This is a genomic window from Collinsella sp. CLA-ER-H6, from assembly GCF_040092305.1.
Taxonomy (GTDB): domain Bacteria; phylum Actinomycetota; class Coriobacteriia; order Coriobacteriales; family Coriobacteriaceae; genus Collinsella.
Map to the genome: position 1 here is coordinate 108,432 of NZ_JBBNLS010000006.1, position 22,037 is coordinate 130,468.

The window sequence follows — 22,037 nt, forward strand, 5'->3', positions numbered from 1 at the left end:
CAAAACGAAACATCTGCCCGTCTGCTTATGCGAAACTTTCCCGCAACAGTGCGATATTATCCATACTCGATAAAGTTCGCGGCGCATAGGGTGCCGCGATCAACATTTTTCGTTTCCCATCATTGGAGGAAGCATGAGCTACACGCAGAAAGTTCTCGAAGAGCTCAAGGCCCGCTATCCCGAGCAGCCTGAGTTCATCCAGGCCGCGACCGAGATCCTCGGCACCATCCAGCCGGCGCTCGACGCCCACCCCGAGTACGAGGAGGCCGCCCTGCTGGAGCGCCTCGTCGAGCCCGAGCGCATCGTCATGTTCCGTGTTCCCTGGGTCGACGACCAGGGCAAGGTTCAGGTCAACCGCGGCTATCGCGTCGAGTTCAACTCTGCCATTGGACCCTACAAGGGCGGCCTGCGCTTTAACCCGACGGTCACCCTGGGTATGCTCAAGTTCCTGGGCCTGGAGCAGATCCTCAAGAACAGCCTGACCACCCTTCCCATGGGCGGCGGCAAGGGCGGCTCCGACTTTGACCCCAAGGGCAAGTCCAACAACGAGATCATGCACTTCTGCCAGTCCTTCATGACCGAGCTCTATCGCCACATCGGCCCCAACACCGACGTTCCCGCCGGCGACCTGGGCGTTGGCGGCCGCGAGGTTGCCTACCTGTTCGGTCAGTACAAGCGCCTGACCAACGAGTGGACCGGCGTTCTTACCGGCAAGGGCCTCTCCTTTGGCGGCTCGCTCGCCCGTACCGAGGCCACCGGTTACGGTCTGGCCTACTTTGTGGACGAGTACCTCAAGAGCCGCGGCGACTCCTTCGAGGGCAAGAACGTCGTCGTTCACGGCTCCGGCAACGTCGCTATCTACGCGGTCCAGAAGGTCACTCAGCTCGGCGGCAAGGTGCTCGCCTGCTCCGATACCCACGGCTGGGTCGAGGATCCCGACGGCATCGACTACACCGTGCTCGAGCACATCTACAACAAGAAGCGCTCTGGCCACGACAAGGGCGTTACGCTCGCTATGTACGTTGACGAGAAGCCCAACGCCGTGTGGCACGAGGGCGACGGCCGCGGCGTGTGGCAGCTTCCCTGCGATATCGCGCTGCCCTGCGCTCGCGAGAACACGCTGCTGCTCGAGGACGCCCAGGCACTCGTCGCCAACGGCTGCAAGGTGGTCGGCGAGGGCGCGAACATGCCCACGACCATCGAGGCCACGACCTACTTCCAGGAGAACGGCGTCGCCTTTATGCCCGGTAAGGCTGCCAACGCCGGCGGTGTTCTCGTGTCCGGCCTGGAGATGAGCCAGAACGCCGAGCACCTGTCCTGGACCTTCGAGGAGGTCGACGGCAAGCTCGAGCAGCTCATGCGTGGCATGTTCCACAACGTGGACGACACCGCCAAGGAGTACGGCCAGGAGGGCAACTTCGTCATGGGCGCCAACATCGCCGGCTTCCTGAAGGTCGCCGACGCTATGCTCGCCCAGGGCGTCTGCTAAATCTTCGCTCGACATAGCATGCGATGAGGCTCCCAGCTATCTGGCTGGGAGCCTTTTCTATCCCGGAGGACTCCTCATAACTTGCGGTGATATACGGACTGTTTTGCGTCCCAGAACGGCTAATCAGTCCGTATATCACCGCAAGTTATGGATGGGTGGGTGGATTTTGTCCTAAAACGGTGTGCGGCCCCTCGTTTGGTACACTTAAAAGTACTGGACAAGTGAAGAGATGGGGGAGAACGTGCTCAAGTTCGGTACCTACGTCCGTGTTGGAAACGCGGCCGAAGCCTATGAGCTCTTACAGAAGAACCGCAACAACAAGATTGTGGGCGGCGGCATCTGGATGCGCCTGGGTTCGCGTCGCGTGGCGACGGCGATTGACCTTTCTGCCTGCGGACTCGATCAGATCGAGGAGACCGAGACCGAGTTTCGCATCGGCGCCATGTGCACCCTGCGCCAGCTCGAGCGCCATGTCGAGCTCAACGCGCTTGTCAACAACGTCTTTGAGTTCGCCGTCCACGATATCGTGGGCGTGCAGCTGCGCAATACCGCCACGGTGGGTGGCAGCATCTACGGCCGCTTTGGCTTCTCGGACGTTCTCTCCGCCTTTCTCGCGCTCGATTCCTATGTTGAGTTGACGGGCGCCGGCCGCGTGCCGCTCGCCGAGTTCGTGGACATGGGTTACGTGCGCGACGTGATCGAGCACATCGTGGTCGTCAAGCACGACTACCGTGCGAGCTACGAGGCCGTGCGCAAGGCCGCGACCGACTTCCCCTCCTTAAACGTCACCGCCGCCTGGTGGGACAACAGCTGGCATGTCACCGTGGGTGCCCGCCCGCTGCGCGCGACTCTGCTGCAGGGCGAGGCATGCGGCCTTGCCGCCGAGCAGCCTTCCGAGGACGAGCTGCGCACCCTGGCCGCGTCCGTACGCGCGCTGAGCTACGGCACCAACCTGTGGGGCTCGGCAGACTACCGCCGTCGCATCTCGGCCCCGCTCGCCATCCAGGCTTTGCGTCGCGCCGCCGGCATCGAGCTTTCGGCCGCGCTTGCCCGCGAGCTCGAGACCGTGCAAGTGCCTAAGTTCGCCACGGACGAGTATTCCTGCCGCCGCGTGCCCGGCGTCGATTCTAGTGAGGTGCGCTAATGGCTGCCAAACTCATCGATCTTTCCTTTACGCTCAACGGCCGCAAGGTCAAGGTTCAGATTGCCCCCGACACCATGCTCTTTGCGCTGCTGCGCGAGCAGGGCTGCGCGTCGGTGCGCTGCGCCTGTGAGACCACCAACTGCGGCCTGTGCACGGTGTGGCTCGACGGCGACCCGGTGCTGAGCTGCTCGGTTCCCGCCGCGCGCGTTGAGGGCCGCTCCGTCACCACGCTCGAGGGCCTCAAGGCCGAATCCGAGGCGCTGGCCCGTGCGATGGCTGCCGAAGGCGCCGAACAGTGCGGTTTTTGCGCCCCCGGCCTCATCATGAACGTGCTGGCGCTTGCCCGCGCCGCCAAGGAGGACCCGAGCCTCGTCGCCACGCGCGAGGAACTCTCGCGCCAGCTCGCCGGCAACCTCTGCCGTTGCAGCGGTTACGAGAGCCAGCTGCGCGCCATCGTGCGCTTCCTCAATGAGTCTGGCGTGCAGGTTGGCTTTGAGATGCCCGAGCTGCCCGTCAACGAGACGAGCTCCGACGGTGTCGCGTACAAGCAGATCACCAAGAAGCAGCCCAAGAAGGACTCGAAGGCCCTGCTCGAGGGTCGTCCCGTCTACACCGGCGATATGGTGCCCGCCGGTGCGCTCATTGTCAAACTCAAGCGCAGCCCGTATGCCCGCGCCAAGATCCGCTCCATCGATACGTCGCGCGCCCTGAAGGTGCCCGGCGTCGTGGGCGTCTACACCTATGAGGACGTGCCCCAGCGCCGCTTTACCATCGCTGGCCAGAGCTATCCGCAGCCGAGTCCCTACGACCGCCTAATTCTCGAGAACCTCGTCCGTTACCAAAACGAGGAGGTGGCGATCGTCGCCGCCGAGACCGAGGAGGCTGCCGACAAGGCGCTCAAGCTCATCAAGGTTGACTATGAGGTGCTCGAGCCGCTGCTCGACTTTACCAAGGCGCTCGATAACGACATCGTGGTCCACCCCGAGGGCGACGTGACCTTTATGTTCCCGCAGGGCGGCGACGTTGCTCGCAACCTGGTGTGCAGCGGTACCAGCGATTTTGGCAACCTGGACGAGGCCTTCGCCCAGAGCGACATTGTCTTTACCCGCACTTACACCAGCCAGGCCACGCAGACCGCACCCATGGAGACCTTTCGCGCCTTCGCGACGACCGACGCGTTCGGGCGTATTTCGGTGACCACCTCTACGCAGGTGCCCTTCCACGTGCGCCGCATGGTCGCGCAGTCGCTCGACATTCCGCAGTCGCAGGTGCAGGTCATTAAGCCGCGCATCGGCGGCGGCTTTGGCTCCAAGCAGACGGGCTGCTGCGAGATCTTCGTTGCGTTTGTGACGCAGCAGACCGGGCGTCCGAGTTACTGTTGCTACACGCGCGAGGAGACCATCACCGCGGGCAACTCGCGCCACCAGATGCAGATGACCGTTAAGCTGGGCGCCATGAACGACGGCATCATCACGGCCATCGACCTGCACACGCTGTCCAACGCCGGCGCGTACGGCGAGCACGCTACCACGACGATCGGCCTTTCGGGCCACAAGAGCCTGCCCATCTACAACCATGTGAAGGCGAGCCGCTTTAGCTGGGACGCCGTCTATACCAATACCAACCGCGGCGGCGCGTATCGCGGCTACGGTGCCACCCAGGGCCAGTTTGCCGTGGAGAGTGCCGTCAACGAGCTCGCCGACATGCTGCATATGGACCCCGCCGACCTGCGCCTTAAGAACATCGTGCGCGAGGGCGAGATCATGCCGCAGTACTACAACGAGAAGCTCAACGCCTGCGCGCTCGACCGCTGCCTGCTGCGCGCGATGGACATGATCGGCTGGCGCGACAAGCCGCTGGCCGTCGACCTGGGCGACCGTGTGCGTGCTCTGGGCTGTGCGCTCACCATGCAGGGCTCGGGCATTTCCAACGTGGATATCGCCGGCATCGACATGCGCCTGGAGGAAGACGGCTTCATTACCATCGGCACCGGCGCCACCGATAACGGCATGGGCGTCGACACGATCCTGGCGCAGATTGCCGCCGAGGAGCTGGGCGTGGAGAGTTCGCTGATCGTGGTGCGCGGCGTAGACACCGACGTGTCGCCGTTCGACGCCGGCTCGTACGCGAGCTCGGGCACGTACGTGACGGGCCTGGCAGCCAAGAACGCCGCGACCGAGCTGCGCGAGAAGATCTGCGCCAAGGCCGCCCAGATGTGGGACGTGGACGCTGCCGACGTGGTCTTCGATGGCCAGTACGTGCGCCTGTCCGACGAGCGTGCCGCGCGCGAGCAGAACCGCTACCTCACGCTGCGCGACTTTGCCAATCTGTGCGTCAAGAACATCGCGGGCGGTGACGCGCTCACCTCGCATGCCTCTGCCTGCCTGCCCGTTTCGCCTCCGCCGTTTATGGCCGGCATTGCCGAGGTCGAGGTCGATAAGGCCACCGGCAAGGTGACCGTGGTGGACTACGCGGCGGCTGTGGACTGCGGCACCGTGATCAACGAGGCACTCGCGCGCGTCCAGGCCGAGGGCGGCATTGCCCAGGGTATCGGCCACGCGCTCTACGAGATCGTCGAGCACGACGACCGCGGTCGCCTGCGCACCGGCAACTTTATGAGCTACAAGCTGCCCACGCGCCTGGATATCGGCAGCATTCGCGTGGCCTTTGAGCCGAGCTACGAGCCGACGGGTCCGTTTGGTGCCAAGTCGATCGGCGAGGTCGTCATCAACACGCCGCTCGCCGCCGTCGCCTCGGCCGTGGCGCACGCCACCGGCCACCAGGTTCGCTCGCTGCCGATCACGCCCGAGAAGGCCCTGCTGGGGGAGTAGGCGAGGAGGCGCTGTACCCGCTCATTGCCTAGCCCGGGGAAACTGCAGCCCACTTTTCAACTGAATTGTGGGCTGCAGTTTCCGTTTGAGGGCCTTGGCGGAAAGTGCATCCCGGAATAGGGGCTCAAAACGGGTTGCAGTTTCCGGTTGATGGCTATAGCGGAAATTGCATCCCATTCCGAGGCCCCAAACTGGGACACGCTTTCCGGCGCATGGCCAGCATCGCCAGGCTGCCGAGTCCTACCGAAGTTGCGGTGGAATAGGGACTGTTTTGGAGGACTGGAGCCCCAAACAGTCCCTATTCCACCGCAACTTCGATGGGGCGGCGGGGGATCCGATGCGTACTCGTGGTGAGGTCGTGAGCTTGTAAAAGGTGTGCGTGCGCTTGCCGTTCGTATCTGCTATCATTCCTAGTCTGTGCGCTCATGCGGGCGTGGCGGAATTGGTAGACGCGCCAGATTTAGGTTCTGGTGGGATTCCCGTGAAGGTTCGAGTCCTTTCGCCCGCACCAACGCATCTGCGTCGGCCTCGGTCGTCGCGACACTTTGTTGCATAAAGGTACCAGCACCTCAGATAAGCTGGGCAGTATGAGGAGGAACGTGTTGAACATCACCGCTTCTGACGTCAAGGACGCCAAGCTCACCGCTACGGTCACCATCCCGGCCGCCGACGTCGACGCCGCGATCAAGAAGGCCTACAAGGACACCGCCAAGAAGTACCGCTTCCCGGGCTTCCGTGCCGGCAAGGCCCCCCGTCCGGTCATTGACTCCGCTCTTGGCGCCGAGGCTACCCTCGCTCAGGCCACCAACGACCTGATCGCCGCCAACGAGCCCGCCGTCCTCAACGAGCTGGACATCGTCCCCACCAAGAACGGTGACTACAAGGAGCTCGACCTCGCCAAGGATCACGAGGACTACACCTACACCGTCGAGTTCTCCCTGCGTCCCGCCGCTGAACTCTCCTCCTTCGACGCTGTCGAGATCGAGATGCCCCCTGCGGAGGTCACCGAGTCTGAGATTAACAACCAGGTCGAGATGCTCCTCAACTACCGTGCCACCTTCGAGGACGTCGAGGGTCGCGCCGTCGAGGCCGAGGATTACGTCACTGTCGACCTCAAGGCCGTCGAGAACGCCGACAACTTTGCCGCCGAGGGCCGTATGCTCATCGCCGGTAGCGACAGCAACCCCAAGGAGTTCAACGAGGCCCTGATCGGCGCTAACGTTGACGACGTCAAGACCGTCACCTGGACCGACGAGGTCGAGGAGGGCGAGGAGGCCGAGACCCACACCGTCGAGGTCACCGTCAAGGGCATCAAGGTCCGCAACACCCCCGAGCTCACCGACGAGCTCGTCAAGTCCGACTTTGGCTTCGACAGCATCGACGCTATGCGCGACGCCATCAAGATCGAGATCGAGCAGGACAAGGCTTCCCGCCTGCCGGCCGAGAAGGAGAACCGTTGCGTCTCCGCTCTCGCCGAGCGTCTGCAGCTCGACGAGATGGACGCCGACTACGAGCAGTCCGTCTTTGAGGAGCTTGGCCAGAACTTCCTGTCCAATCTCGCTGCCCGCGGCATGACTCTGGACACCTGGCTGCCCGCTTCCGGTCTGACCATGGAGCAGTTCATCGGCGACCTGCACAAGCAGGCCAACGACGTTGCCCGTGAGTCCCTGGCTCTGGACGCCCTCGCCCGTGAGCTCAAGATTGAGGTTACCGAGGACGACATCAACGCCGAGTTCGAGAAGGCCGGCGTCAAGGACGTCGAGGCTTCCAAGGCCGAGTTCATTGCCGATGGCCGCATGCCTGCCGTCCGCGAGTCCATCCGTCGCTCCAAGGCCGTCGACCACCTGGTCGAGAACGCCAAGGTGACCGAGGTCGACGAGACCGCCAAGGACGCCGAGTAATTCTCGCCACCTTGCCCGCGAGCGCATGGGTGCGCCCGTGATGGGGTAAAGTTATACACCGGTTATCCGGTTGCTTCGTACGGTGCCAGCCAATGCATAGCATGCGGGCACCGTACGTTTATCTAGAACCAATTTGGTCCGCAAGAGAGAAATGGAGATGCGTATGATCGCTAAGTTCGATTCCGCCCTCGTGCCATACGTTATCGAGCAGACGCCGCGCGGCGAGCGCAGCTACGATATCTATTCGCGCCTGCTCAACGACCGCATCATCTTCTTGGGCGAGGAGATCAACTCCGTCAGCGCCAACCTGGTCGTTGCCCAGCTGCTGCATCTTGAGAGCCAGGATGCCGAGAAGGATATCTCGCTCTACATCAATTCACCCGGTGGCGAGGTCTACTCCGGCCTGGCGATTCTGGACACCATGAACTTCATCAAGCCGCAGGTCTCCACCATCTGCGTCGGTATGGCCGCGTCCATGGCCGCTGTGCTGCTTTCGGCCGGCGCCAAGGGCAAGCGCTTCTGCCTGCCGCACTCCAAGGTCATGATTCACCAGCCCAGCGGCGGTGCCCAGGGTCAGCAGACCGAGATCGAGATCGTTGCCGAGGAGATCAAGAAGACTCGCCGCGAGCTCAACCAGATCCTGTCCGATGCCTCGGGCCAGCCGATCGAGAAGGTCCAGGCCGACACCGAGCGCGACAACTACCTGACCGCTGCCGAGGCCCTCGACTACGGTCTGATCGACCGTATCGTCACCTCGCGCGATCTCGCCGCGAAGGACGCCTAGGATGGCAGGAAACATGCAGGACAACTTTGACGAGAACGGCAACCCCATCCGCTGCTCCTTCTGCGGAAAAGAGCAGGGGCAGGTCCGTCGCCTCGTAAAGGGTCCGACCAACATCTTTATCTGTGACGAGTGCGTCGCCGCCTGCTCCGAGATTTTGGAGGAGTCGCTGGCTTCGGACTTTATGGACGCCGCCCGCAACGGCAAGCTGCCGGGCTTCCTCAACGACCACGGCCAGGCAGCATCCCAGCCCGCCGTAGACCCCGAGACCGAGGGCTTTGAGCTCGAGGACGACCGCCAGGTCATCACGCACGTGCCGACGCCGCACGAGATCTATGACGAGCTCTCGGCCTATGTAATGGGCCAGGAAGACGCTAAGCGCGCCATGTCGGTGGCCGTGTACAACCACTATCGTCGCGTGATCGAGGGCGGCGCCGCGGTGTCTGCCTTTGACGACGACATGGGCTCGCAGTTCGACGACGATATGGACGAGGTAGAGCTCGCCAAGTCCAACATCTTGCTGCTCGGTCCCACCGGTACCGGCAAGACCCTGCTCGCCCAGACGCTCGCGCGCATCCTCGAGGTGCCGTTTGCCATCGCCGACGCCACCGCGCTTACCGAGGCAGGTTACGTGGGTGAGGACGTGGAGAACATCCTGCTCAAGCTTATCAATGCTGCCGATGGCGACATTGAGCGCGCTCAGGTTGGCATTATCTACGTGGACGAGATCGACAAGATCGCCCGCAAGGCCGAGAACCTTTCCATTACCCGCGATGTCTCGGGCGAGGGCGTTCAGCAGGCACTGCTTAAGATCCTTGAGGGAACGGTGGCAAGCGTTCCGCCCACCGGCGGCCGCAAGCATCCCCAGCAGGAGCTGCTGCAGATCGATACGACCAACATCCTGTTTATCTGCGGCGGTGCCTTTGTGGGTCTGGACAAGATCATCGCCGACCGCGTGGGCAACAAGGGCGTGGGCTTTAACTCCGAGATCGCCGGCCCCACCTCGGTCGACGAGAATGATCTGCTGCGTCAGGTGCTCCCGCAGGACCTCAATGCCTTTGGCATGATTCCCGAGTTTGTGGGACGTACGCCTGTCGTAACCCAGACGCAGGCGCTCGACGAGGACGACCTGGTGTCGATCCTGACCGAGCCCAAGAACGCCGTGGTGCGCCAGTACCGCAAGATGTTCCAACTCGAGGACGTTGAGCTTGAGTTTGAGGACGCCGCCCTGCACGAGATCGCCCGCATGGCGCTCGCCCGCAAGACCGGCGCCCGCGGCCTGCGCTCCATCTGCGAGGACGTGCTGCAGCAGACGATGTTCGACCTGCCCAGCGAGGAGGGTGTTTCCAAGGTCGTTGTGACCGAAGCCTCCGTCAAGGGCGAAGAGCAGCCCCAGCGCATCTACGGCTAAACCAGCCTAAAGCGTGTTTGCAAATAGCCTCCGACCACCCGCGGTCGGAGGCTATTTTATATATACGCAATAACCCCAACTACCTGTGTTATTCTGTGTGTTTGTTTAAGCCTCAGCGAAGTCATATCAGACTGAAGTAATCGATACCTAAGGGGAGGAATGCAGACCCTGGCGGGCCTACATTCCTCCCCGATGGGCAAGGGAGAGATATATGGAAGAAATGCCCAAGAACTACGATCCGTCGACCAACGAGCCGGCGATCCTGCAGAAGTGGCTCGACGGCGGCTACTACAAGCGCCGTGAGGGCGTGGGCGACTGCACCGTCACCATTCCGCCTCCCAACGTGACCGGCAAGCTCCACATGGGTCACGCCACCGACGACTCCATCCAGGACGCCATCATCCGTATGGCCCGCATGCGCGGCAAGTCCACGCGCTGGGTGCTCGGCACCGATCACGCCGGTATCGCTACGCAGACCAAGGTCGACAAGAAGCTCAAGAGCGAGGGCATCAGCCGCCTGGAGATTGGCCGTGACAAGTTTGTCGACGCCTGCTGGGACTGGACCCACGAGTACGGCGGCATCATCGTCGAGCAGATCAAGCGCATGGGCTGTTCCGTCGACTTCGATAACGAGCGCTTTACCATGGACGAGGACTACGCGCAGGCCGTGCGCAAGGTCTTCTGCGACTGGTACCACGACGGCCTGATCTACCGTGGCAAGCGCATCGTCAACTGGTGCCCCAACTGCACCACCGCCATCTCGGACGACGAGGCCGAGTACAAGGACGAGAAGGGCCACCTGTGGCACCTGCGCTACCCGCTGACCGAGCCGGTCAACGGCCAGGACTACATCGTCGTCGCCACTACGCGCCCCGAGACCATGCTCGGCGACACGGGCGTCGCCGTTTCCCCGAAGGACCCCGAGAAGGCCGCCTTCGTGGGCAAGACCGTCATGCTGCCGATCGTTAACCGCGAGATCCCCATCTTCTCCGACTACCACGTCGACGCCAACTTTGGCTCTGGCTTTGTCAAGGTCACCCCGGCTCACGACCCCAACGACTATGCCATGGGTCAGGCCCACGACCTGCCGCAAATCAATATCTTCGATGAGCACGCGGTGGTCGTCGAGGGCTATGGCGAGTTTACCGGCATGAACCGCGATGAGTGCCGCGAGGCGGTCATCAAGTGGTTCGAGGAGCACGACCTGCTCGATCACGTCGAGGACCTCGATCACTCCGTCATGCACTGCTACCGATGCGACGCCGCGCTTGAGCCGTGGCTTTCTGAGCAGTGGTTTGTGGCCGTCGACAAGCTCAAGGGGCCGGCGCTCGACGCCGTCAATTCCGGCAAGGTCACCTTCCACCCCGCGCGCTGGACGCAGACCTACACCACTTGGATGGAGAATCTTAAGGACTGGTGCATCAGCCGCCAGCTGTGGTGGGGCCACCGCATTCCCGTGTTCTACTGCGAGGACTGCGGCTGGGAGGACGCCCTTACCGAGGACACCGATGTGTGCCCCAAGTGCGGCGGTCATCACGTGCATCAGGACGAGAACGTACTAGACACCTGGTTCAGCTCGCAGCTGTGGACTTTCGCCACGCAGGGCTGGCCGCAAAAGCCGGAGCTGCTCGAGGGACATCACCCCACGACGGCGCTCGTCACCGCGCGCGACATCATCGCGCTGTGGGTCGCCCGCATGGTCATGAGTTCGCTGTACTTCCTGGACGAGGTGCCGTTTAAGGACGTCGTCATCTACCCGACGATCCTTGCCAAGGACGGCAGCCGCATGTCCAAGTCCAAGGGCAACGGCGTTGACCCCATGGACCTCATTGGCATGTACGGCGCCGACGCCATGCGCTTCAACCTGCTGACGCTGTGCACCAACAACCAGGACGTCAAGTTCGACGCGAACATCGATAAGAAGACCAAGAAGCTCATCGACAGCCCGCGTACCGACCAGGCCAAGTCGTTTGTGACCAAGATCTGGAACGCCAGCCGCTTCCTACTCATGAACATGGAGGGCTACACGCCCGGCGAGCCCGTCGTGGAGACGCCGGCCGACGCTTGGATGTTCAGCCGCTTGGCCAAGGCCGTGAAGATGGTCACCGAGGGGATTGAGAACTATACCTTTGGCGATATGGCCCGCGGCGTGCAGCAGTTCTTCTGGAACGAGGTCTGCGACTGGTACGTCGAGGTCACCAAGGCCCGCCTGAAGGGCGAGGGCCGTCTGCAGGCTCAGCGCAACCTGATCTTTGTGCTCGACACCTCCATTCGCCTGATGCACCCGCTCATGCCGTTTGTCACCGAGGAGATCTGGGACAACATGCCGGCGAGCGTGCTCGACCTGGATTCCGAGGGCAACGTGGACCGCGCCGAGGCGCTCATGATCGCCAAGTGGCCGGAGCCCGCCGACTACGCCAAGTATGTCGACGAGCCCGCCGAGCGCGCATTTGAGCTGTGCCGCACCGTCGTTTCCGCCGCCCGCGCCACACGTTCGCGTTATCGCTTGAGCCCCAAGGCCGAGCTCGACGTGGTCGTGCGCGCCGGTGCCGAGGACATCGAGAAGCTCGAGAGCCTGCGCTCCACGATTGAGCCGCTGGCCAACACTGCCTCGCTGGTCATGGGTACCGACGTCGAGAAGCCGGCTGCGAGCATTGCCGTGGTCGACAGCGGCGTCGAGGTCTTTGTGGTGCTCGAGGGCAAGGTTGATCTTTCGGCCGAGAAGGCGCGCCTGGAGAAGGAGATCGCCGCGGCGCATAAGGAACTCGCCGGTTGCGAGAAGACGCTCGCCAACGAGGGCTTTGTGGCCAAGGCCGCGCCCGCGGTGGTCCAGAAGAAGAGGGACCGTGCAGCTGAGCTCAAGGAGATCCTGGCGGCGCTGACTGCTCAGGTTGCTGACTTCTCGTAGGTCTAACTTGGGGGCGCGTCCCGATGCTTTGCTCTCCGCTGCGGACAGTCCTGCGCAAGACGGACAGCACATTAAGTGCTGTCCTTTGCGTGCGGAACTTGCGGCGAGCAAAGCATCGGGCCGCTCCTAGTTCGTTTACGTTGTTGTTTGCAACTGGCGTGTTAGGGCCACTGGGTTGTGGCCTTGATCTTGCTGCAATCGGGTAAAGGCTGAAATTGTCAACGCGAGGGGCTCATTCTTTTTGATGAGCCTCTTTTTCTGTTATGGGGGACTTTGGGTTATGGCTAAGCGTTCTGGGTCGTATGTCGTTCCTTTCTCGTTTGAGCTGCTTTCGTTTGATGAGGCTGTGGGGCTTGCTGCTGATACGGGGCGGATTTCTGGGGATGCTGGTCCTCTACTCGAGACGGTTATCGATATGCTCGATGAGCTGGGGCGTCCGGATGAGTATTTTGATTGCATTCAGGTTGCCGGTACCAATGGCAAGACTTCGACCACGCGTTTTTCGGCTGCTATCCTTCGCGGCGAGGGGCTCAAGACCGCGCTGTATACGTCGCCGCAGCTGGTGCGCTATCCCGAGCGCATGGAGGTCGATGGGTGCGTTGTGAGCGACGAGGCGTTTGCCCGTGGCGTTTCGGCAGCTGTCGAGGCGGGGCGCCGCGTGAATGCGCACCGTGTGGCGGCGGGGGAGCGCGCTTATACCATCACGCCGTTTGACCTGCTGACGGCTGCCGCACTTGTAGTGTTTGCCGAGGCCGCGGTGGATGTTGCCGTACTAGAGGTCGGCATGGGCGGTCGTTGGGACGCCACGAGTGCGACCGATCCCGTCGCCGTTGCCATTACGGGCATTGGGCTCGATCACACGCGCATCCTGGGCGACACGCTTGAGGCCATTGCGGGTGAGAAGGCGGCGGTTATCAAGCCCGGACGTCTGGTTGTGCTGGGCGAGGGCACGCATGAGGCGAGTGTTCAACGCGTGATGGATGCTCGTTGTCGCGAGTGCGGCGTCGTGCCGCTCGTGGTAAGCCACGCCACGACTAAGGTGCCGGAGCACGTGGGCGATACGGTTGAGTTTAGCTGCACCACGCCGCGTGCGATCTATACGTCGAGCATGGTCAAGCCGGCGTATCAGCCGCAGAATGCTGCGTGCGCGATTATGCTGTGCGAGGGCTATCTGGGCCGCGAGCTCGACCACGATGCGCTCGACGCTTCGCTTATGGGCTGCCCCACGCCGGGTCGTTTTGACGTGCTGGGGACCGATTCGCTCAAGCTGATCGACGCCTGCCATAACCCTCAGAGCTGCGAGAACTTTGTGAGCGCGCTGGACGAGATCGATCCGTGCGTGGAGAACCGCCCCACGCTGCTGTGTGCCGCGCTGGCCGATAAGGACGTGGCGGGCATCGTCGACGTTCTGGTTCCGGCGTTCCCCCGCGTGGTCGTGACCCAGACCGATTCCGATCGCGCCCTGCCGGCAGAGGAGCTCGCCGTCCTCGTTGATGCCGATAAGCTCGCGGGCGTATACCCCAGCGTTTCCGAGGCCCTCGCAGCTTTCAAGGCCGCGGGCGAGCCCTTCGTAGCAGCCGGCACCATCACCCTAGCCGGCGAAGTAGCCGGCCTGCTGCGCTAACCCATCCCCTCAGCAGTTGCGGTGAAATACGGACTGTTTTACAAGCCAGGAGCCCCAAACAGTCCGTATATCACCGCAACTCAAAAGCAGTCTATTTGGGACGGGGCTTTTTTAGCTGCCCTGTGCCCCGAGTTGACTCGCTTGCCACGAAATGGGGCTATCTACTACGTTTTGGCGACTACCCTCGACCACACGGAAAATCGTGAAATCAAAACCGCAGGTAGACGGCTTGCTGATTTTCAAAAAAGACCCGCATGGTCGACCCATGCGGGTTAAACGTAGTAGATAGGCCGTTTTCGTGGCGCGACGTAATCGCAATGTGACAAAGGGGCTGTCCCTTTGTCACATTGGCTAGTCTAGGCGGAGCGGATCGTGGGGGTAGGCGTTGAGAATCTCGACGCCGTTCTCGGTCACCAGGGCTAGGTCCTCGATGCGGACGCCGGTGCGGCCGGGGAGGTAGATGCCCGGCTCGATGGAGAACGTCATGCCCGGCTCCACGACCTGCTCGTTGACGAGTGAGACGTCGCCCGGCTCGTGGTCTTGCAGGCCGATCGAGTGTCCCAGGCGGTGCGTAAAGTACTGCCCATAGCCCGCATCCTCAATCACGTCGCGCGCGGCGCGGTCCAGCTCACACATGCGCACACCCGGTGCGATGAGCGCCTCGGCGGCCTCGTTGGCACGGCGCACGATGTCGTAGATGCGCGCCGTCTCCTCGTCCGGCTCGCCCCAAAAGAACGTGCGCGTCATGTCCGAACAGTAGTTGCGATGGCGTCCGCCAATGTCGAACAGCACCACGTCGCCGCGCTTGAGTACCGTATCGTCGGGTTCGTGGTGCGGGTCGCCGGCGTTGGCGCCAAAGCTCACGATGGGCGGAAAGCTAAAGCCCTCGCAGCCGTGCTTGCGATACAAGCCGAGCATCTGGTCGGCGATTTCGCGCTCCGTCACGCCCTCGTGAACGAGCTTGATGGCGTCGGCCATCACGGCGTCGTTGGCGGCTGAGGACACGCGCATGAGCTCCTGCTCGGTGGCATCCTTGTGGGTGCGCGCGGCGGTGACGGCAAAGTCACCCAGGAAAAACTCGCTCGCAGTATGTCGCTCCATGAGCGGTATCAAAAAGCCGGAGCGCATGACGGTGTCGATGCCGAGTGGTTTGGTCGGATCGATCTCGCGTGCGATGGCGTCGGCCACGACGTCGGTATCGGTGTGGTAGGCAACGCGGGCATTGTCATACTCGGGTAGCTGATGCAGTGCGTTGACCAAGATCACGGGCTCGTTTCCGCGTGCGAGCAGCACACCGCAAAAACGCTCGAACATATCGGCATAAAAGCCGGTCAGGTAATAGATCGACCATGGGTCGTTTACGAGCAGCTGCGCGCCGGGGTGCTGAGCCTCGAGTGCATCGAGCACGCGCGCCACACGCTGGTCATCAACATGTGCCATACATCGTCCTTTCGCTAGGGTGCCACCATGGTATCCCATGCCCGGCAGATAGGGAATTTCCTTTTATGCCGGCACTTCGGGACATTCCTTTGCATCCCGTGCGGCCCTCATAAGTTGCGGTGAAATACGGACTGTTTAGCGGCCTGAAGCCATAAAACAGTCCGTATTTCACCGCAACTGCGGAGGAGGACCGGGTGGATGGTGGGGTAGCTAAAAGAGCCTCGTCCCAAATGAGCTGCTTAGGCTGGGTCGATGTCCATGCTGGCGATTAGGTTGATGTTGGTGTCTAGGAGGTTCTCTAGCACGACGTCGCCCATGCGGATGGGGGCGTTGACGACCAGGCCTCGGATGAGGGCCATGGCTTGGGCATGGAGTTCTAGCGGGATGGCTTCGGCCGTGCGCACGGGTAGCAGCGCCTCGTCGCCGCCAGATACGGCCACGGTTGTGGTGAGCACGCGCATGGGGCAGGTGAGCTCCTGATGTGCGAACTTATCACCGCGCGGGCATCTGTTGCCGGTCACGGAGCGCACCTCTGCCACGGCGCCGTCTGCGTCACGCTCCACCTCCACGGTCAGGAGGCACTCGGATGGGCAGATGGTGCAGTTGAACTTGAGCGTTTCGATCACGTTATCGCTCATAGTTTATGCCTCCTCGACGGGGTCGACGGATAGGACAATCTCGCTGGCACCCAGGTCGAGTGTGCGCTGAATCATCTTTGCCGGCAGCGGGAAGCTTTCCATAACGCTCGGCTTAAACGCTCGGACCTTGCCGGCGAACAGCTCCTTGCCGTCGGCTAGGATTCGTACGCGGGCGGCGTCGACGTGTCGGCGCACGCGGAAGTTGAGTCTGGTGAGTGTCACAGTCGTAATGCGTCCCGGCAGCGCGTAGCCAGCGATGCCGGCAGGGGAGACAGTGAGCTCCCAGTCCGGAACGGTGCCCGCGCCGGTCCCCAGCGCGTACGCCGCTGCAGCTGCGCCAGCCCTCTCGGACTCGGTCGTTACGTTGTCGGCCAGGTCGTGCACGTGCAGCACGTTGCCACAGGCAAAGATGCCCGGTACGCCCGTCTGCAGGCTCTGGTCCACCACGGCGCCGCGCGTATGTGGGTCAAGCTCAACGCCCGCGCCCACCGAAAGCTCGTTCTCGGGAATCAGACCCACCGAAAGCAGCAGTGTGTCACACGGAACAATGCGCTCGGTCCCCGGAATGGGCGCCAAGCGCTCGTCGACCTGGCTTACCTCGACGGCCTCCACGCGGTCGTGCCCGATCACGCGTGTGACGGTGGTGGACAGGTGCAGCGGAATTCCAAAGTCGTCCAGGCAGTTCTTCACATTGCGGCGCAGTCCGTTGGCGTACGGCATGAGCTCGTATACGCCCTCGACGGAAATCCCCTCGAGCGTGCAGCGGCGCGCCATGATCAGCCCGATATCGCCCGAGCCCAAAATGACGGCGCGCGAGCCGGGTTTGAGGTTCTCGATATTGATGTATCGCTGCGCTAGGCCGGCCGTAAACACGCCGGCGGGTCGGCTGCCGGGGATCTTGATCTCGCTGCGGGTGCGCTCACGGCAGCCCATGGCAAGGACGACCGCGCGCACGGTGAGCTGCAGCATGCCGGCAGGGCTCATGAGCGTGACGGTATGGGTGACGCCATCTTCTGCGCTCTCGTCTGCACCCGACGCGCACTCGCCTGAATCAATCCCAATCACCATGCTATTCAGGAACAGCACAATGTCGGTTGCGTGCACCTGGTCGATAAAGCGCTGTGCGTACTCGGGACCGGTGAGCTCCTGTTTAAAGTGCGACAGGCCAAAGCCGGGGTGGATGCACTGACGGAGGATGCCGCCCAGGTGCTGCTCGCGCTCCACGATGGCCACGCGCGCGCCGGCCTTATGCGCGGCCAGCGCGGCCGCCATGCCGGCGGGGCCGCCTCCGATGACGACAACGTCGAAGGCCTGCGTCGACACCGACGCTACAGCTCCGGCCTCCGCGCGTCCGTCGCGCATATCAAACGTTGCCATCCTAGCGCACCCCCTTTAGCGGTCCCTCAACCAACCAAGATCCGGTATCCTCCAACAGCACCTCGCTGGGGTCGCAGCCCAGCTCGCGCGCGATGATCGCCACCACGCGGCTCTGGCAAAAGCCACTCTGGCACCGACCCATGCCGGCCCGGCAGCGGCGCTTGACGCCTTCGACCGAAACCGCGCCCGGCTGGCGTCGGATCGCGGCCACGATTTCGGCCTCGGGCACCGTCTCGCAGCGGCAGATAATCTGGCCCCACGCGGGATCGGACTCGATCAGCTCCTCCTTGCGCGCCAGCGGTGCGCGGTCAAAGTCATCCGGCGCGCGGCGAATCGGGTCCCAATCGTCCCGTTCGCGCAGGGGCACGCCGGCATCGCGCAACACCTGTTCCATACGCTCGGCAATGGCCGGCGCGCTCGCCACACCCGGCGACTGAATGCCTGACGCTTGGAACAGCTCCGGCACCACGGCCGACTGCCCAATAAAGAAGTCGTTCGTTCCCTGAATGACCGGACGCCCGCCGGCAAATGCGCGCACCACGCGGCGCGTATCCAGATCGGGCACCAGCTTGCGCGCGCCGGTCAGCAGCGCGTTCACATCGCTCGCATAGGTCTGCGTGTCGCCCGGCTCGCGCACGGCAGCCGTGGCGGTGATCACGGTGTTGCCGTGCACGGTGCCCGTGACGATAACGCCCTTCGACACTGGCGTCGGAACGGGGTAGAGCGGCATGAGCGTGCGCGGCTCTTTGTCAAGCACCACGATGTTGCCCTGGCGCCAGACCATCTGGAACTCCTCGGCGCCCGCCATATGCGAGATGTCGGCCGCGCCGCTGCCCGCGGCGTTGATCAGGTAGCGGCAGCGCACGTTGCCAGCGGGGGTCGCCAGCGTAAAGTGCGCGTCGTCGCCCGAGCCCGCGACTTCAATTGCTTCCACCGACGCGGACCGCATAAACGTCACCCCGTTGGCCACGGCGTTCTCCAGCGCGGCGATGGCAACCTCAAACGGGTCGACAAACCCAGTCGAGGGGCACCATAACGCGCACGTTGCATCGGCACTCGCGCGCGGCTCCAGCTCGCGGATGCGGTCGGGTCCGACGATTGACAGCTCGGGCACGCCGTTGGCAAGGCCGTTGCGCCGCAGCTTTTCCAAGTGCGCGCGGTCCTCGTCGTTAAAGCCCAGCACCATCGACCCGGTGCGGCAGAACAGAAAGCCTAGCTCCTGAGCCCACGTGCCGTACAACTCGCAGCCACGGGCGTTGACCTGTGCCTTTACGGTTCCCGACGCCGGATCGTAGCCGGCGTGCGCCAGGCCGCCATTTGCCTTCGATGCGCCCAGGGCGATGTCGTTGGCCGCCTCGACCACGCAGATGGACAGGTCATAGCGTGCGAGCTGCCGCGCGATGGCGCATCCCGTGATGCCCGCGCCCACAATCGCGATATCAAACGTTTCTGCCACAGTGCCTCCCGGACGAGTTGACAGGCTGTCAATAAGACCATCCTACGGTCTGCGTGCCCCCAGCGCGGCGGCAATGCGGCGAACAGCCCCGCAACACCCGCCAACGGCAGACGAGGGGAGACCCAGCAACGTCGACAACCTCGTCTGCCGATAACTACGGCAACCGTTCGTCTCGATCTGTAACAGTTAGACGAGGATTTGGGTTCCAGATGTTACAGATCGAGACGTTAGTCTGGCGGGCCCTCCGTTTGTCTCGATCTGTAACATCTAGACCCGGATTCCGCTCCTAACTGTTACAGATTGAGATGTTTGTGTCCGCGCCAGCCCCGCCCCTAGCCGTGGTCCCATATAAACAAACCCCGTGGTAAACTTGACCGAACTGTTAATATTCCGAAAGGTACCCGTAATGTCCAAGTACATGTCCGAGCTCATGTCGCCGCAGCTTATGGGCGTCGTCTATGCCTTTGTTGGCTTTATCATCGCCCTGTATGTGCTGTCGGTCGTCTATGTGTTCATCGACGCTCGCCGCCGCGGCGCCAGCGCCTACGTGGCTTGGGGCATCATCGCCCTCATCCCGTTTGTGGGCCTTATCGCCTACCTGGTCCTGCGCCCGCACTCCTACGCGTCCGACCGCGAGGAGCAGGAGCTGGACATGGCCCTGCGCGAGCGCCAGCTTGCCCAGTACGGCACCTGCCCGCAGTGCGGCGCGCCCATCGAGAAGGACTTCGTCGTCTGCCCGGTGTGCGATACCCAGGTTCGCAACGTCTGCCCCAGCTGCCATCGCCCGCTCGATGCGCACTGGAAGGTCTGCCCCTACTGCCGAACTCGCATCCAGTAACGCATCCATCGCCGGGCCGGCCGTAAGCCACGCGCACCCTGCGCCCCGCCCCCACACGATGAAGCATGCGTAGAAAATCGCCCGCCGTGCCATTAAGGTGCGGCGGGCGCTTGTATACCAAGGCAACCTGCCTATAATGATGCAAGTCAAAAACGCCGAGCGCATCGCACGCACTTGCATCAGGCATCCGAGAGGAGAAAACATACCCATGAAGGCACTCTACAATGACGGTTCGGTGGCCGAGCTCCCGCAGGACGAGGTCACGCACGTCATCCGTCACTCCGCCGCGCACATCATGGCGCAGGCCATCAAGCGCCTGTACCCCGAGGCCGACTTTGCCTATGGCCCCGCGACCGACAACGGCTTCTACTACGACGTCGACCTGCCCGAGGGCGTCAAGATCAGCGAGGACGACTTCCCCGCGATCGAGGCCGAGATGAAGAAGATCGTCAAGGAGAACCTTAAGTTCTCCGTGTACGAGAAGCCCCGTGCCGAGGCCATCGCCCTTATGGAGGAGCGCGGCGAGAAGTACAAGGTCGAGCACATCGGTGACCTGGACGACGACGCCCGCATCACCTTCTACCAGCAGGGCGACTACATCGACATGTGCGTCGGCCCCCACATCTGCTACACCAAGGCGCTGAAGGCCTTTAAGCTCACCGGCGTCTCGGGCGCCTACTGGAAGGGCGACAAGGACAACAAGATGCTCACCCGCATCAACGGCGTCGCCTTTGCCACTAAGGAAGAGCTCGACGAGCACATGCACATGCTGGAGGAGGCCAAGAAGCGCGATCACCGCAAGATCGGCCGCGAGATGGACCTCTTTATGATGCGCGACGAGGCCCCCGGCTTCCCGTTCTTCCTGCCCAATGGCATGATTCTTAAGAACACGCTGCTGGACTACTGGCGCGAGATCCACCACAAGGCCGGCTACGTGGAGATCTCCACGCCGCTCATCATGAACAAGCAGCTGTGGAAGACCTCGGGCCACTGGGACCACTACAAGGACAACATGTACTCCACCGTCATCGACGACGAAGAGTACTGCATTAAGCCCATGAACTGCCCGGGCGGCGTGCTGGTGTACGCCTCCAAGCCGCACTCTTACCGCGAGCTGCCCATCCGCGCCGGCGAGATTGGCCTGGTGCACCGCCACGAGCTGCGCGGCGCCCTGCACGGCCTGTTCCGCGTTCGCTGCTTTAACCAGGACGATGCCCACCTGTTTGTGCGTCCCGACCAGCTGACCGACGAGATCGTGGGTGTGGTCAACCTCATCGACTCCGTGTACCAGAAGTTTGGATTTAAGTACCACGTTGAGCTTTCCACCCGCCCCGAGGACTCTATGGGTTCCGACGAGGACTGGGCGCGCGCCGAGGAGGGCCTTCGCACCGCTCTTGAGCAGCTGCACATGGACTACGAGGTCAACGAGGGCGACGGCGCCTTCTACGGCCCCAAGATCGACTTCCACCTGGAGGATTCGCTCGGTCGTACCTGGCAGTGCGGTACCGTGCAGCTCGACTTCCAGATGCCGCTCAACTTTGATCTGGAGTACGTGGACGCCGACGGCACCAAGAAGCGCCCCATCATGCTGCATCGCGTATGCTTTGGCTCCATCGAGCGCTTCATCGGTATTCTGATTGAGCACTTTGCGGGCAAGTTCCCCACCTGGCTGGCTCCCGTGCAGGTCAAGGCACTTCCGGTTTCCGAGAAGAGCCGCGACTACGCTCACGAGGTGTGCGCCAAGCTGGAGGAGGCCGGCATCCGCGTGGTCTGCGACGACCGCGACGAGAAGATCGGCTACAAGATTCGTGAGGCCCGCAGCATCGACCGCGTGCCCTACATGCTCATCCTGGGCGAGAAGGAGGTCGAGGCCGGCAACATTTCCGTCCGCGATCGCTCCAACGAGACCGTTCAGATGAGCGTTGACGAGTTTGTTGCCAAGGTGCTCGAGGAGATCAGGACTCGCGCCTAAGGCAAACTTCACAACAATTAAAAAAGGCGACCGTCCACAAAGGGCGGTCGCCTTTTTCATGCCGAAATAAGAAAAGCCGCTGGTTGAGCGGCTTTTTTTGTTCAAGACTTTAGTCCGCTGGCCGCGCAGCGGCCAGCTTTAAACCACCCGCTACGCGGGTGGAGACAAACGGCTTTACAAAGCCACCCCTCCGACCGATATTGACGATTGTTCAGGCCGTCAAGAAT

General features: G+C 62.6%; 14 protein-coding genes and 1 tRNA gene. 11 read left to right on the forward strand and 4 right to left on the reverse strand.

The features are described 5' to 3' along the window. The first annotated feature begins 133 nt into the window (after positions 1-133). From gdhA to AAAX77_RS04175, 9 genes are all read left to right on the forward strand, one after another. Entirely contained in the window at positions 134-1,489 is a 1,356-nt protein-coding gene (gene gdhA / locus AAAX77_RS04135; protein WP_349104897.1) for an NADP-specific glutamate dehydrogenase, read from the forward strand. Positions 1,490-1,730: 241 nt separating this feature from the next. Then, positions 1,731-2,633, forward strand: a complete 903-nt coding sequence (locus AAAX77_RS04140; RefSeq protein WP_349104898.1) for an FAD binding domain-containing protein — start codon at positions 1,731-1,733, stop codon at positions 2,631-2,633. Next, the gene (locus AAAX77_RS04145; RefSeq protein WP_349104899.1) at positions 2,633-5,464 is read left to right on the forward strand and encodes a molybdopterin cofactor-binding domain-containing protein; all 2,832 of its coding nucleotides are present in this window, start codon (positions 2,633-2,635) and stop codon (positions 5,462-5,464) included. The genes AAAX77_RS04140 and AAAX77_RS04145 overlap by 1 nt, the downstream gene beginning before the upstream one ends. Positions 5,465-5,891: 427 nt before the next feature. After that, positions 5,892-5,975: transfer RNA gene (locus tag AAAX77_RS04150), tRNA-Leu, on the forward strand. An 88-nt stretch (positions 5,976-6,063) separates the two neighbouring features. Further along, on the forward strand, positions 6,064-7,365 hold the full coding sequence (gene tig, locus AAAX77_RS04155; RefSeq protein WP_253276047.1) for a trigger factor: 1,302 nt from the start codon (positions 6,064-6,066) through the stop codon (positions 7,363-7,365). Positions 7,366-7,528: 163 nt separating this feature from the next. Then, on the forward strand, positions 7,529-8,149 hold the full coding sequence (locus AAAX77_RS04160) for an ATP-dependent Clp protease proteolytic subunit (RefSeq protein WP_022095182.1): 621 nt from the start codon (positions 7,529-7,531) through the stop codon (positions 8,147-8,149). A 1-nt stretch (position 8,150) separates the two neighbouring features. Continuing rightward, positions 8,151-9,557 (forward strand): ATP-dependent Clp protease ATP-binding subunit ClpX, encoded by a 1,407-nt coding sequence (gene clpX, locus AAAX77_RS04165; RefSeq protein WP_195568249.1) that lies wholly within the window; start codon positions 8,151-8,153, stop codon positions 9,555-9,557. 211 nt (positions 9,558-9,768) lie between these two features. Continuing rightward, positions 9,769-12,465, forward strand: coding sequence for a valine--tRNA ligase (locus AAAX77_RS04170; RefSeq protein ID WP_349104900.1), 2,697 nt, complete (start codon positions 9,769-9,771; stop codon positions 12,463-12,465). Between the two features lie 280 nt (positions 12,466-12,745). Further along, positions 12,746-14,089, forward strand: a complete 1,344-nt coding sequence (locus AAAX77_RS04175) for a Mur ligase family protein (protein ID WP_349104901.1) — start codon at positions 12,746-12,748, stop codon at positions 14,087-14,089. A gap of 351 nt (positions 14,090-14,440) precedes the next feature. Here the strand turns inward: AAAX77_RS04175 and AAAX77_RS04180 are convergent, their stop codons facing one another. The 4 genes from AAAX77_RS04180 to AAAX77_RS04195 form a co-directional block, all read right to left on the reverse strand. Beyond that, entirely contained in the window at positions 14,441-15,529 is a 1,089-nt protein-coding gene (locus AAAX77_RS04180) for an aminopeptidase P family protein (protein WP_349104902.1), read from the reverse strand. Positions 15,530-15,768: 239 nt separating this feature from the next. Beyond that, a complete protein-coding gene (locus AAAX77_RS04185) occupies positions 15,769-16,167 on the reverse strand; it encodes a DUF1667 domain-containing protein (protein ID WP_349104903.1) in 399 nt (132 codons plus the stop codon). 3 nt (positions 16,168-16,170) lie between these two features. Beyond that, the gene (locus AAAX77_RS04190) at positions 16,171-17,529 is read right to left on the reverse strand and encodes an FAD-dependent oxidoreductase (protein WP_349104906.1); all 1,359 of its coding nucleotides are present in this window, start codon (positions 17,527-17,529) and stop codon (positions 16,171-16,173) included. Positions 17,530-17,545: 16 nt separating this feature from the next. Then, the gene (locus AAAX77_RS04195; protein ID WP_349104904.1) at positions 17,546-19,000 is read right to left on the reverse strand and encodes an NAD(P)/FAD-dependent oxidoreductase; all 1,455 of its coding nucleotides are present in this window, start codon (positions 18,998-19,000) and stop codon (positions 17,546-17,548) included. A gap of 406 nt (positions 19,001-19,406) precedes the next feature. Between AAAX77_RS04195 and AAAX77_RS04200 the strand changes: the two genes are divergently transcribed. Then, a complete protein-coding gene (locus tag AAAX77_RS04200) occupies positions 19,407-19,838 on the forward strand; it encodes a zinc ribbon domain-containing protein (RefSeq protein ID WP_349104905.1) in 432 nt (143 codons plus the stop codon). Positions 19,839-20,046: 208 nt separating this feature from the next. Then, on the forward strand, positions 20,047-21,810 hold the full coding sequence (thrS, locus tag AAAX77_RS04205; RefSeq protein ID WP_217107825.1) for a threonine--tRNA ligase: 1,764 nt from the start codon (positions 20,047-20,049) through the stop codon (positions 21,808-21,810). Positions 21,811-22,037 lie beyond the last annotated feature (227 nt).

What these genes read in the sequence shown, in the direction of transcription:
- AAAX77_RS04160 (WP_022095182.1), top strand. Translation starts at nt 7,529, where the DNA reads ATGATCGCTAAGTTCGATTCCGCCCTCGTGCCATACGTTATCGAGCAG.
- AAAX77_RS04185 (WP_349104903.1), bottom strand. Translation starts at nt 16,167, where the DNA reads ATGAGCGATAACGTGATCGAAACGCTCAAGTTCAACTGCACCATCTGC.
- AAAX77_RS04145 (WP_349104899.1), top strand. Translation starts at nt 2,633, where the DNA reads ATGGCTGCCAAACTCATCGATCTTTCCTTTACGCTCAACGGCCGCAAG.
- thrS (WP_217107825.1), top strand. Translation starts at nt 20,047, where the DNA reads ATGAAGGCACTCTACAATGACGGTTCGGTGGCCGAGCTCCCGCAGGAC.
- gdhA (WP_349104897.1), top strand. Translation starts at nt 134, where the DNA reads ATGAGCTACACGCAGAAAGTTCTCGAAGAGCTCAAGGCCCGCTATCCC.
- AAAX77_RS04175 (WP_349104901.1), top strand. Translation starts at nt 12,746, where the DNA reads ATGGCTAAGCGTTCTGGGTCGTATGTCGTTCCTTTCTCGTTTGAGCTG.
- AAAX77_RS04190 (WP_349104906.1), bottom strand. Translation starts at nt 17,529, where the DNA reads ATGCGCGACGGACGCGCGGAGGCCGGAGCTGTAGCGTCGGTGTCGACG.
- clpX (WP_195568249.1), top strand. Translation starts at nt 8,151, where the DNA reads ATGGCAGGAAACATGCAGGACAACTTTGACGAGAACGGCAACCCCATC.
- AAAX77_RS04170 (WP_349104900.1), top strand. Translation starts at nt 9,769, where the DNA reads ATGGAAGAAATGCCCAAGAACTACGATCCGTCGACCAACGAGCCGGCG.
- AAAX77_RS04200 (WP_349104905.1), top strand. Translation starts at nt 19,407, where the DNA reads ATGTCCAAGTACATGTCCGAGCTCATGTCGCCGCAGCTTATGGGCGTC.
- AAAX77_RS04180 (WP_349104902.1), bottom strand. Translation starts at nt 15,529, where the DNA reads ATGGCACATGTTGATGACCAGCGTGTGGCGCGCGTGCTCGATGCACTC.